Annotated in this window: 12 protein-coding genes and 2 riboswitches; all 12 genes read left to right on the top strand. The window is 38.1% G+C overall.

Annotated elements, in window-relative coordinates; translation table 11 throughout:
* Positions 1-72: 72 nt before the first annotated feature.
* The 12 genes from prpD to dut all read left to right on the top strand — a co-directional run bounded on the left by prpD (position 73) and on the right by dut (position 12,114).
* Positions 73-1,506 (top strand): 2-methylcitrate dehydratase, encoded by a 1,434-nt coding sequence (gene prpD / locus HCH28_RS15645; RefSeq protein WP_221681881.1) that lies wholly within the window; start codon positions 73-75, stop codon positions 1,504-1,506.
* A 74-nt stretch (positions 1,507-1,580) separates the two neighbouring features.
* Positions 1,581-2,495: a methylisocitrate lyase gene (prpB, locus tag HCH28_RS15640; RefSeq protein WP_221681879.1), complete on the top strand. Its 915-nt coding sequence runs from the start codon at positions 1,581-1,583 to the stop codon at positions 2,493-2,495.
* Positions 2,496-2,537: 42 nt separating this feature from the next.
* Positions 2,538-4,196: an acyl-CoA dehydrogenase family protein gene (locus tag HCH28_RS15635; RefSeq protein ID WP_221681877.1), complete on the top strand. Its 1,659-nt coding sequence runs from the start codon at positions 2,538-2,540 to the stop codon at positions 4,194-4,196.
* A gap of 27 nt (positions 4,197-4,223) precedes the next feature.
* Entirely contained in the window at positions 4,224-5,009 is a 786-nt protein-coding gene (locus tag HCH28_RS15630) for an enoyl-CoA hydratase-related protein (protein ID WP_221681875.1), read from the top strand.
* A 14-nt stretch (positions 5,010-5,023) separates the two neighbouring features.
* A complete protein-coding gene (locus HCH28_RS15625) occupies positions 5,024-6,088 on the top strand; it encodes an enoyl-CoA hydratase/isomerase family protein (protein WP_221681873.1) in 1,065 nt (354 codons plus the stop codon).
* A 124-nt stretch (positions 6,089-6,212) separates the two neighbouring features.
* Positions 6,213-6,401: riboswitch (cobalamin riboswitch) on the top strand.
* Positions 6,402-6,604: 203 nt separating this feature from the next.
* The gene (locus HCH28_RS15620; protein WP_221681871.1) at positions 6,605-6,793 is read left to right on the top strand and encodes a hypothetical protein; all 189 of its coding nucleotides are present in this window, start codon (positions 6,605-6,607) and stop codon (positions 6,791-6,793) included.
* A complete protein-coding gene (locus tag HCH28_RS15615; protein WP_221681869.1) occupies positions 6,793-7,452 on the top strand; it encodes a hypothetical protein in 660 nt (219 codons plus the stop codon). Before HCH28_RS15620 ends, HCH28_RS15615 begins: the two co-directional genes overlap by 1 nt.
* Positions 7,453-7,742: 290 nt before the next feature.
* A riboswitch (cobalamin riboswitch) is annotated at positions 7,743-7,920 on the top strand.
* 117 nt (positions 7,921-8,037) lie between these two features.
* On the top strand, positions 8,038-8,262 hold the full coding sequence (locus tag HCH28_RS15610) for a glutaredoxin family protein (RefSeq protein WP_004229925.1): 225 nt from the start codon (positions 8,038-8,040) through the stop codon (positions 8,260-8,262).
* On the top strand, positions 8,259-8,618 hold the full coding sequence (gene nrdI, locus HCH28_RS15605) for a class Ib ribonucleoside-diphosphate reductase assembly flavoprotein NrdI (RefSeq protein WP_048392755.1): 360 nt from the start codon (positions 8,259-8,261) through the stop codon (positions 8,616-8,618). Before HCH28_RS15610 ends, nrdI begins: the two co-directional genes overlap by 4 nt.
* Positions 8,615-10,708 (top strand): class 1b ribonucleoside-diphosphate reductase subunit alpha, encoded by a 2,094-nt coding sequence (gene nrdE, locus HCH28_RS15600; RefSeq protein ID WP_221681867.1) that lies wholly within the window; start codon positions 8,615-8,617, stop codon positions 10,706-10,708. The genes nrdI and nrdE overlap by 4 nt, the downstream gene beginning before the upstream one ends.
* Positions 10,696-11,664 carry a class 1b ribonucleoside-diphosphate reductase subunit beta gene (gene nrdF / locus HCH28_RS15595; RefSeq protein ID WP_004229921.1) on the top strand — a complete coding sequence of 323 codons (969 nt, stop codon included), beginning with the start codon at positions 10,696-10,698 and terminating at the stop codon, positions 11,662-11,664. Before nrdE ends, nrdF begins: the two co-directional genes overlap by 13 nt.
* A 12-nt stretch (positions 11,665-11,676) precedes the next feature.
* Positions 11,677-12,114 (top strand): dUTP diphosphatase, encoded by a 438-nt coding sequence (gene dut, locus HCH28_RS15590; RefSeq protein ID WP_221681858.1) that lies wholly within the window; start codon positions 11,677-11,679, stop codon positions 12,112-12,114.
* Positions 12,115-12,127: the final 13 nt, after the last annotated feature.

The raw sequence follows: 12,127 nt of genomic DNA, 5'->3' as shown, positions 1-12,127 counted from the left end.
CTAATGGGCATTCTGATCAATGCCCATTAGCATACTAGTATATCAAACTCAAGTCTTGAAAGGAAGATATAGATGATTAAAACAAATGACATAACGAAGACAGATCAATTACTTATAGAAATTGCGGATTATGTACTAAATACAAAGATTACAAGTGAAGAGGCATACGAAACAGCACGATATGTTCTATTGGATACTTTAGGCTGTGGCATTTTGGCCTTACAATATCCTGAATGCACGAAGCTTCTTGGTCCAGTAGTACCAGGCACAGTCGTTCCTAATGGTACACGTGTTCCTGGAACTTCCTACGTTCTTGATCCAGTAAAAGGTGCTTTTAATATCGGTTGTATGATTCGTTGGTTAGATTATAACGATACTTGGCTTGCGGCTGAATGGGGCCATCCTTCTGATAATTTAGGTGGCATACTTGCTGTGGCAGATTATTTAAGTCGCGTGAGTGTGGCAGAGGGTAAGGAGCCTCTAAAAGTGAAAGATGTTTTAGAAATGATGATACAAGCACATGAAATACAAGGTATTTTAGCATTAGAAAATAGTTTAAATCGTGTTGGGCTAGATCACGTTCTATTTGTCAAAATTGCGACAACAGCTGTTGTGACAAAGGCATTAGGAGGTACCCATCAGGAAATTGTCAATGCATTGTCCAATGCCTGGATTGATAATTCAAGCCTACGAACATATCGTCATGCACCGAATACAGGTTCTAGAAAATCATGGGCTGCTGGTGATGCAACAAGTAGAGCAGTGCAATTAGCGATGATGGCTGTGAAAGGCGAAATGGGTTACGCAACGGCCTTATCTGCACCAGGATGGGGATTCCAAGATGTTCTCTTTAATAAGCAAGAATTAAAGCTTGCTAGACCACTAGCATCTTATGTGATGGAAAATGTGCTATTCAAAGTTTCTTATCCAGCTGAATTCCACGCACAAACAGCTGCAGAATGTGCCGTTCATTTACACCATGAAGTGAAAAATCGTTTACAGGACATTGAACGCATTCAAATTACGACACATGAATCAGCAATACGAATTATTGATAAAGAAGGGCCTCTTCTTAATCCAGCTGATCGTGATCACTGTCTTCAGTACATTACAGCTATTGGCCTTATCTTTGGTGATATTGTTGCAGATCACTATGAAGATGATGTGGCAGCAGATCCACGTATCGATGAGTTAAGAAGTAAAATGGTGGTTGTGGAAAATGGTCAATATACAATTGATTACCTAGACCCTGAAAAACGCTCGATTGCCAATGCGGTTCAAATTTATTACAACGATGGTACATCATCAAAATTTATTGCGTGTGAATATCCGTTAGGACACCGTTTCCGCCGTGAGGAAGCATTCCCTCAAATCATTGATAAATTCCAGAAAAACATTAGTACCCATTATTCACAAAAACAATTAAGTAAAATTAACGAGGTGTGTGCTGATCAAAAGCTACTTGAAAATAGTGCCGTACATGAATTTGTTAATTTATTTGTGTAACTTTCTAGGAAGTTACAGCTGATTCTAGACGTAATTATGGCGAGACATCATTGATTATTAGGGGGTTTTTATAAATGGCGTGGATTGTAGATAAAGCGATCACTCAAAAACAACTGGCGGAGCAATTTCGAGCGCTCATTAAACGTTCAACGATATTGCAAATACCAGGTGCTCATGATGCAATGGCTGGTTTAATGGCTAAAAAGGTCGGCTTTGAGGCATTGTATCTTTCTGGAGCTGCCTACACGGCCAGTAGAGGCTTACCTGATTTAGGAATGATTTATTCCAACGAAGTGGCGGAGCGAGCAAACGATATTATTCGTGCTACGAATTTACCAATGCTCGTAGATATTGATACTGGCTTCGGTGGCGTACTAAACGTTGCCCGTACAGCGCGCGAAATGGTAGAGGCAGGGGTTGCTGCTGTACAGCTAGAAGATCAAAATCTGCCAAAAAAATGTGGTCATTTGAATGGGAAAACACTTGTTTCCCAAGAGGAAATGATACAGAAAATAAAGATGATCAAGCAAATAGCCCCTACCTTAGTGATCGTTGCCCGCACGGATGCGAGGTCTGTAGAAGGCTTAGAGCAGGCTATTTTAAGAGCTAAAGCGTATGTAGCAGCTGGAGCAGAGGCTATTTTTCCAGAGGCTTTACAAACAGAAAAAGAGTTTAAACAATTTGCCAATGAGCTAGATGCCCCTTTATTAGCCAATATGACCGAATTCGGACAAACGCCTTATTATACTGCTAAGGAATTTGAAAAAATGGGCTACTCAATGGTGATTTATCCCGTTACATCCATGAGGGTTGCAGCCAAAGCCTATGAGCAAGTGTTTACCTTAATAAAAAACACAGGAACGCAGAAAGATGCTATTGAGGATATGCAAACGAGAAGTGACTTATATGAAACTATTTCCTATTACAAATTTGAAGATTTAGATAGTGAGTTGGCGAAAACTATTTTACCGAAAGAGGAAGTAAAGTAGGAGAAAAGTTGTTTTTCTCCTTTTCTTTCAAGGAGGGCTGACATGGATAAACTAGAGGACAAAATGACTATCTTTACACCAGAGGACTTTCAAGATGAGGAAGAGCTTATCGCAAAAACGGCAGAGCTCTTCATTAAACAGGATGTCTCACCTAATATTACAGCTATTGAAAAGCATCAATATGAAGTCACTCGTCAGTTATTTCAAAAAGCAGGTGACCTTGGTTTACTAGCCATTGAGATACCCGAAGACTATGGGGGACTGGCACTCAATAAAAAAATTTCAGGACTCGTTGCAGAAAAAATGGGCTATGGCGGCTCATTTAGTGTCTCTTACAATATTCATGCAGGAGTCGGTACACTGCCCTATATCTATTTTGGAGATGCGTCACAAAAGCACAGATACTTACCAAAATTGGCCTCAGGGGAATGGATTGGAGCCTACGCACTGACTGAGCCAGACGCAGGTTCAGATGCATTGCATCCCAAAACAAATGCCATTTTAAATGGGGATGGCTCTGCTTGGATCTTAAACGGTGAAAAGCAATGGATTACCAATGCACAGCTAGCAGATATCTTTGTTGTTTTTGCAAAAACAAGTGAAGGTATGACGGCTTTCATTGTAGAACGTACCTTTACAGGGGTATCTGTGGGACAGGAAGAAGAGAAGATGGGCATTAAGGGATCTTCGACGGCTACTCTTATATTAGAGGATGTTATCGTACCGAGGGATCATGTACTTGGCGAGGTTGGAAAAGGCCATAAAGTGGCGATGAATATATTGAATATGGCTCGTCTAAAGCTAGCTTTCTCCAACATTGGTACTGCCAAGCAGGCTCTACAATTAGCTGTGAATTACGGGAAAGAACGGAAGCAGTTTCATAAGCCGATTGTTGATTTTACAATGATACAGGAAAAGCTAGCGGATATGGCCATTTCGATTTATGGCGCAGAAAGTGCTGCCTATCGAACAGCTGGAGAAATGGACGATGCGATTGAGTTAGCTAGTAAAGAGTCAATGGTTCATAGAATGGCCGATTTCGCTTTGGAATGCGCCCTAAATAAAGTCAATTGCTCAGAAGCCCTTGGTAAAATTGTAGATGAGGCTGTACAAATCCATGGTGGCTATGGCTATATGCAAGATTATGAGATAGAACGATTGTATCGTGATGCGAGAATCAGCCGTATTTTTGAAGGGACAAACGAAATCAATCGTTTAACCATTGCGAAAATGTTATATAAAAAATATACACTCGCACCTTCTACGTATAATACACCAGTAGCCGATCAGCCAGCTGAAATAAATCAGCAATACATCCAGCTTTCAAATTACTTAATGCAAGTAGCTCTTGCTGTCATTACAGACGCACAGATCCATTTGGAACAAGAGCAAGAATACATGCGTCTGTTGGCTGATATAGCAAAGGATCTTTATGTTATGGAAGCTTCTTTACTGAGAACAGTAAAAAACGTAAATGAAAAAACGAAGCACTTGATGACTGATATCATTTGTCAGGAAGGCTACCGTAAAATAGAAAAAAGTACAATTGATATTATTTGTGCTGCTGAAACAAATGAACAAAAGCGAAAAATATGGCTAGATGATATTCAACAACTAAACATCCAGCTACATCAGAATCTCTTTATGAAAAAGCGAGAGATTGCAAGAAGTATTATTAACAATCCAAAAACGATAAGTTAATGGTTATTAAATAGGAGGGAAACGATAATGGTCGATACTTTTGCCAATGTAAGCAAGGAAGGAGCCATCACAATTATTCATTTAGATCATCCACCAGCAAATACTTTATCATCTGCATCAATTGAAAATCTTCGACTCATTCTTAAAGAGTTAGCTGTGGACGAACAAACGAATGCTATCATTATTACAGGCTCTGGACGATTTTTTGCCGCTGGTGCAGATATTAAGGAATTTGTTTCTGCCTTTGGTCAACAGGAAAAAGCATTGCAGATGGCTGAGACAGGTCAAGCGCTATGTGATGAGATTGAAGCCATGAAAAAACCTGTTATTGCTGCTATTAATGGTCCAGCCCTTGGGGGAGGACTAGAGTTAGCATTAGGCTGTCATTTCAGAATTGCATCTAGTAATGCCATTGTTGGTTTACCAGAATTGAAGCTTGGCTTATTACCAACATTTGGAGGAACTCAACGATTGAGCAGAATAACAAGTCAAGCAAAGGCACTAGAATTGATCTTAACAAGTAAACAATTAAATGCTGACGAGGCACTACAATTAGGTATTATTCATCTTGTCACGGAGTCTGAGGAACTTCTGCCAACTGCAAAGGCTATTGCACAGTCCTTTGTTGAAGGTAAAAGTATGACAAGTGTATCCCGTACAATTGAATGTATTATGCAGGGCAGTAAAGATCATCTTCAAAATGGGCTAGAACTTGAACGAACACGTTTTGCCGAATTGTTTTTAACAGAGGATGCTAAAGAAGGAGTTCAGGCATTTATTGAAAAAAGACAGCCAGATTTTAAACATTCTTAAAGGAGGGAATCGATATGACGAACGAAGTACTATTTTCTGTCAGTGACGGCGGCGCAGCAAGCATTACACTAAATCGTCCTAAAGCCTTAAATTCACTTTCTACTGAAATGCTAAAGCCCATCGGAGAAAAGTTGAAGGAATGGCAAGCAAATGATGAGATTAAGTTAATCATCCTAAAAGGAGCTGGCGAGAAGGGATTTTGCGCAGGGGGTGACATTAAAACACTTTATAAAGCTCGCTCCAGTCAGGAAGCTTTCAAAAATGCTGAAATGTTTTTTGAAGAAGAATATCAAGTAGATATGGCGATCTACCACTACCCTAAACCAATTATCGCTTGCCTTGATGGCATTGTCATGGGTGGTGGGGTCGGTTTAGCCAATGGGGCCAGTCATCGAATCGTTACTGAACGGACAAAATGGGCTATGCCAGAAATGAATATTGGTTTCTTTCCGGATGTTGGCGCTGCCTATTTCTTAAATCAAGCACCAGGTTATGTAGGATACTACTTAGCATTAACGGCATCGGTCATCCCAGCTGCCGATGTTCTCTTTGCCAATGGCGCAGATTATTACATGACGAGCGAACAGTTAAACACTTTTTTAAGGCGCATTGAACAATTGGACTGGCATACATTGGAGATCAGTACAGCTCTAATCGAGTTAATGGAGGACTGTTCTAGTTCACCTTCAGCAAACAGCGATCTTGCCAGCCTTCAACATAAGATTGATCAGCATTTTTCAAAAAATACTGTGGAAGAGATAGTTGAATCCTTAGACAGTGACGCAAGTAAATTTGCTCAAGAAACAAAGCAGTTACTTCTAGCTAAATCCCCATCCTCGTTAAAGATCACGTTAAAGCAACTACTAGATGCGCGAGATAAGACATTAGAGGAATGCTTTGCGACAGATTTAATCTTGGCTAAAAACTTTTTAACACACGAGGATTTCTTTGAAGGTGTACGCTCTGTCGTTATTGATAAGGACCGAAATCCACAGTATATCTATCAAACACTCAATGAATTTACAGATAAAGACCTCGAAAAGTTTTTTCAAGATCATCATGTGACAGTAAAAGAGTAAGACCAAGTGGATTTTCTATTCATAAACTTGGAAACCATTTACTATTTAAAAGGTAGATGGTTTTCTGTTTGTAGTAAGATGCAAAGTAAGTTAGCAAAGAGATTGGTATGTTATACTATAAAAAACGGAATAACAGGATAAAGGTACAAATTCATAATGAGTTTGTTTAAAAGGGAAGTTCGGTGAAAATCCGGCGCTGTCCCGCAACTGTAATTCGGAGTACATTTTCAAAGCCACTGTTATGTCATGTAATGGGAAGGGAAAATGTGTGATGATCATAAGCCAGGAGACCTGCCTTTGTCTAGTACAGCCAAAAAACCTACGAGGATAGGGGGTGTTGAGTGTGACGAATTTCCTTCATCATACTCATAGTGCGACAACCAAGAAGAGGGTCTCTATTCAGTATAGACGACTTATTTTATATTGGTTGAAGAACTATGTAGTATTTATGTCATAGCTAGCATCTAACCTTTAGAAGGAAGATGCTTTTTTTATGAACGAATAGGAGTGAACTAGATGACATCACATTCAATATTATTTTATGAAAATCAAGTAAAGCAGCAAATCATGAACAACCTTTCTAGTGAGCATAGTATTTCCCTACAAACTTATATCAAAAAATTAATACAAATAAACCCTGAAAATTACAAAAGTATTAATTATGCCTATTTAAATATAAAACGCGAGTTAGTCGGTACAGTATAATGCTGATAGATGATAAAATTGTAGAGGGTAGTATTGATATTGATCAAGACACTCTATTTAGAAATTTGGATCATTTTGAGATAGAGAGATGCTTTGTATTAGAATATTTAGAAATGCTTTTAAGATGGAATAAACAAACACACGCTATATCTGAAGAGAAACTTCAAAAGCTTTGGATGAAACTTATAAGAAAATATAAATTTTCTCTTGATGAATGGGAAAGAAATGCTGGAAATAGGAATATTCATTCTTACCTTGTGAAAGAACAAGGACATGGTTTACAAAGATTAATTCGTTTTTACAGGGAACGGCATGGAGTGAAATGGTTAGAAAATGCCTTTGATTATGGGATGACATTGCTATTGAAATTTGGTGAAATGCCAGCATTAGAAATGTTTTTCCTCACAAATTTAATATGTTACAAATGGCAACTAGATTACTTAGAGGATGAAGAAGTGCAACATTACTTTTCTCATTTAGCAAATGGGAAAGTGAAAGAGGTCTATAATAGCTTTAGGGCTTACGATAGAGAACAAAATCTTTTAACTGCTACTAAATTATATAAACTTATATCCAAATATAATCCTCAATTTCATACAAATTCTGCTGCAACGCCGGAATTTTATAAGGAATTGGCCCTGTTTATTGAAAGGAAATAATATATTCGTAGTGTCAATCAGTCTATTTTTCTTCAGAATATAGAGTGTTCTATGTTAGCTATTCAACTAGATTATCCTAGTCATTCTACAAATGTAGATCGATTTTAATAGAGAATTTCATACATCATTTAAAATAAATATTTTAATTAGGAAGTAGTAATTATTGATAATCTATTTCGAACTACATAATTAAAAATACTGAATAATCCAAAAATAAAGAAGTTTAGAATCTTGATTTACTTTTCATTTGAAGGATGGTACACTTAAAACTATTGAACAACAACTATATATTGTGTTCGTTTTACAAAGGTACTACTATATGTAGTTTAAAAGGGAAGTTCGGTACAATTCCGACGCTGTCCCCGCAACTGTGAAGCTGACGATGATTGCAACCACTGTGCATTTGCATGGGAAGGGAATCAGAGAATGAAGCAAAGCCAGGAGACCTGCCTTTATAAAACAAATTTATCATTTCTTCGGGGATTAAGAGATGGGAACGTCAGTATTTTTGGTATGTTAACGTTTCCATTTAGCCTATCTCTCTAGAGGAGATAGGCTTTTTATTTTATGAAAAGAGGGATTTCTATGAAACTTTATACGAAAACAATTTGTCCAAAATGCCTATGGGTAAAATCTGAACTACAACGTGCAGGACTTGAAGCTGAAATCGTTAACATCGATCATGATGAACAGGCAAAGCAAACGATTATTGACGCAGGTTTTTTAAGTGTGCCTGTTTTAGAGATGAATGAAACTTTTATAGGAGATGTTCAGGAAATTGTTTCTCAAATTGAGTTGATTGCTCTATGATCGTTTACGCGAGTCGTACAGGTAATGTCCGAAATGTTGTATCCAAATTAAAGGCAGAATGTATCGAGCTCTCGGAGGAATTGCGATTGAACAAGCCCTATCTTTTAATTACCTACACAGATGGTTTAGGTGACATTCCAGCAAAGGTACAACGTTTCTTAGAAAAAAACAGGGATTTTTGTAAAGGAGTAGTTGCCAGTGGCAATAGTAATTTCGGCCATCATGTATTTGGCGCTGCTGGTGAGAAAATCGCCGCTACCTATCATGTACCCTTAGTAAGGAAATTAGATTTACGAGGTAATCAAACGGATTACGAAGCAATACAAACGTTTTATGAAACGAGGGTAATGAGATGAAAACCTATTTAAAGCTTAATAATGACGTACTGAATCGTTATAGTACAACTGGATTACTTGAGTTAGAAAAGGACCGCGAAGCTACGCGCCGCTACTTTTTAGAGTATGTTAACGTACGTTTGCGTTATTTTATAGATATTGAGGAAAAAATCCGCTATTTAGTTGATGAGGGCTACTATGAGAAAGCATTTATCGATATGTACGAGATGGAATTTATTAAGAAGCTGTACAAGAAAGCCTATGATTATAATTTCCGCTTCCCATCCTTTATGAGCGCAAGCAAATTTTATGATAGCTATGCTATGAAAAGTCGTGACGGGGAAGAGATCTTAGAAAAGTATGAGGATCGTATTGTCATTATTGCTTTGTATTTGGCGCAAGGAAACACAACTCTAGCAGAACGCTCTGTCGAAGCAATGATGGAAGCCTACCAGCCAGCGACACCAACTGCTTTAAATAGTGGTAAGAAAGCACGTGGTGAATTAGTCAGCTGCTTTAAATTATCAATGGATGACTCCATGAACAGTATTGCTGAAAATATTGGCTATTGTTTAGAGCTATCACGCCTTGGTGGTGGAGTAGGGGTCAACTTAACAGATTTACGCCCTTTAGGTGATCCAATTAAAGAGATATTAAATCGTGCAAGTGGTGTCATCCCAGTAGCAAAACTGTTAGAAAATTCTTTCAGTTATTCAAATCAGCTAGGGCAACGAAATGGCTCAGGTGTTGTCTATCTAAATATTTTCCATGCAGACATAGAAAATTTCATATCATCAAAAAAACCAAATGCTGATGATAAAATTCGCCTCGCAACCCTTTCAACAGGGATTATTATACCTAGTATTTTCTTCGAACTGATGAAACGTGATAAGGATATCGTCTTGTTTAGCCCATACGATATTTTTAAAGAATACGGTAAACGTATGTCTGAGCTTTCCATTTCAGACATGTACTACGAGCTACTTGATAACCCAAAAATTCGTAAAATTAAACGTTTAAATGCACGGAAGCTTTATACAGAGGTGAAAAAAGCACAATTTGAATCAGGCTACCCGTTTGAAATCTTTGATGATAATGTCAATAAGGTACATCCTTTAAAAAATATTGGACGTGTCAAAATGTCCAATTTATGTACAGAAATCTTACAAGTACAAGAGACAAGTATCATTACGGACCAGGATCAACCAAATGACTATGGATTAGATGTATCGTGTAACTTAGGTTCCATCGATATCCATGCAGCAAGTAAAGTGAATGATTTCGGCGCATTAGTCGATACAGCCATGCACCTATTAACAAATGTATCGCAAATGACACACATTAAAAATGTACCGTCTGTTGCAAAAGCCAATCAATTAATGCATTCTGTAGGGCTTGGCTGTATGAACCTCCATGGGCATCTCGTGACAGAAGGCATCCTATACGGCTCAAAAGATTCCATTGATTTCATGGATCACTTTATGGAAGCGATGAACTATTATTCACTGAAATCTTCGATGGAAATGGCGAAAGAAAAAGCTGCAACCTTCTATCGATTCGAGGACAGTGATTATGCATCTGGTAGCTATTTTGACCAATATATCAATAAAGCTGAGGAAGAATTGTCACCTGTTGTATTGAAGGCACTTGGCAATATTCCAATCATTACGAACAAGATGTGGGAAACGTTAAAGCAGGAAGTGATGCAATATGGTCTATTCCATTCCTATCGTTTGGCTATTGCCCCAACTGGTAGTATTTCATATATTCGTAGCTGTACGGCTTCAATCGCACCATGTACAGAGCGCGTAGAGGTTCGTGATTACGCCGATAGTAGAACCATTTATCCAATGCCTCATTTAACAAATGACAATAGTCATTTATATGTGGAGGCGTATGATGTGAATCCTTATGATTTAATTGATTTATATGCAGCTTCTCAAAAGCACGTTGACCAAGGTATTTCCATGACGCTTTATGTAACGGACAATTGGACAACCGAACAATTGGCTAAAGTATACATTTATGCGTGGGTAAAGGGCATTAAGTCTGTTTACTATGTTCGTCAACGATTACAAAGCTTAGAGGAGTGTGTAGCATGTCAAATATAATTTATGAGGCAGTCAATTGGAATAAGGCAACAAGTGAGCTTGCCCAAATATTTTGGGACCAGCAATGGAAGCAAATTTGGTTTCCAGAAGAGATTGCGGTCAGTAAAGATATTAAGCAATGGAAAAGCTTTGAGCATCAGGACACATATAAAAAAGTATTTGCAGGATTAACCTTACTGGATACTGTACAAACAAATATCGGGATGAATCGTGTTGCTGCTTATACAGACGATTTACAGGAAAAGGCTGTCCTAACTGTTTTTGATGCATTCGAGGCGATACATGCCAAGTCCTATTCTTATATTTTCACAACGCTTTGTACAAACGAAGAAATCGACGAGCTATTTGAATGGGTCAAGAAAAATGAATTTCTACAGTATAAGGCCAATAAAATCGCAGACATTTATAATAGTATTGAAGAAGGCAACCCAGAGAGCTTATGGAAAGCGATGTTCTCCTCCGTTATGCTTGAATCTTTCTTGTTCTATTCTGGCTTTTTCTATCCACTATACTTAGGGGGACAAGGCTTCCTACGAAACAGTGCCGAGATTATTTCACTCATCTTGCGGGATGAATCTATCCATGGGGTAGCAGTTGGATTTTTTGCTCAAAATCTATTCAAGCAATTTTCAAAGGAAAAGCAAGAAGAGCTACATTTATGGGGCTATGAGCTATTATTAGATTTATATCAAAATGAAATGAAGTATACAGATGATATTTATGCGGAAACAGGATTATCACCTGAAGTGCGAGCATATGTACGTTATAATGCTAATAAAGCTTTAATGAATGTCGGCTTTGAAGCCATGTTCCCAGAAGAGGAAGTCAATCCAATTGTGATGAATGGTATTCGTAATGAAGGCTCCACATATGATTTCTTTTCACAAAAGGGCGCTACGTATGCGAAGGCAAAAGTTGCGCCAATCACAGATGACACATTCAATTTTAATCGTTAAGGATGAAGAACAATGAATCTAGAAGTAAAAATTAAAAAAGTTCACGCTGATGCCATGCTACCGATACAAGCCAACCCTGGGGATGCAGGCATGGATCTCTATTCCATAGAATCAGTAGAAATCCCAGCAGGCGTAGCCAAACTCATTAAGACAGGTATACAGATTGAATTACCTAAGGGAACGGAAGCCCAAATTCGACCAAGAAGTGGACTAGCATTAAAGCATAGTGTAACCGTACTGAATAGCCCAGGCACTATAGATGAAGGCTATAGAGGCGAAATCGGTGTTATTTTAATCAACCATGGTCAAGAACCATTTATCGTAGAAAAATCAATGCGCATTGCTCAAATGGTTATTCAGCTTGTTCCTTCTATTCAATTAGTGGAAGTAAATGAATTATCTCAAACGGTCCGAGGCGCATCTGGATTTGGCGCAAGTGGTACGAAATAGCGTGTATATATAA

It is taken from the genome of Lysinibacillus sp. K60, assembly GCF_019731275.1.
GTDB lineage: Bacteria > Bacillota > Bacilli > Bacillales_A > Planococcaceae > Lysinibacillus > Lysinibacillus capsici.
The sequence above is the reverse complement of the archived record's forward strand: the minus strand, read 5'-3'. Positions and strand labels throughout refer to the sequence as shown.

Coding starts and splice junctions, on each gene's coding strand:
- prpD (WP_221681881.1), top strand. CDS start 73: ATGATTAAAACAAATGACATAACGAAGACAGATCAATTACTTATAGAA.
- prpB (WP_221681879.1), top strand. CDS start 1,581: ATGGCGTGGATTGTAGATAAAGCGATCACTCAAAAACAACTGGCGGAG.
- HCH28_RS15635 (WP_221681877.1), top strand. CDS start 2,538: ATGGATAAACTAGAGGACAAAATGACTATCTTTACACCAGAGGACTTT.
- HCH28_RS15630 (WP_221681875.1), top strand. CDS start 4,224: ATGGTCGATACTTTTGCCAATGTAAGCAAGGAAGGAGCCATCACAATT.
- HCH28_RS15625 (WP_221681873.1), top strand. CDS start 5,024: ATGACGAACGAAGTACTATTTTCTGTCAGTGACGGCGGCGCAGCAAGC.
- HCH28_RS15620 (WP_221681871.1), top strand. CDS start 6,605: ATGACATCACATTCAATATTATTTTATGAAAATCAAGTAAAGCAGCAA.
- HCH28_RS15615 (WP_221681869.1), top strand. CDS start 6,793: ATGCTGATAGATGATAAAATTGTAGAGGGTAGTATTGATATTGATCAA.
- HCH28_RS15610 (WP_004229925.1), top strand. CDS start 8,038: ATGAAACTTTATACGAAAACAATTTGTCCAAAATGCCTATGGGTAAAA.
- nrdI (WP_048392755.1), top strand. CDS start 8,259: ATGATCGTTTACGCGAGTCGTACAGGTAATGTCCGAAATGTTGTATCC.
- nrdE (WP_221681867.1), top strand. CDS start 8,615: ATGAAAACCTATTTAAAGCTTAATAATGACGTACTGAATCGTTATAGT.
- nrdF (WP_004229921.1), top strand. CDS start 10,696: ATGTCAAATATAATTTATGAGGCAGTCAATTGGAATAAGGCAACAAGT.
- dut (WP_221681858.1), top strand. CDS start 11,677: ATGAATCTAGAAGTAAAAATTAAAAAAGTTCACGCTGATGCCATGCTA.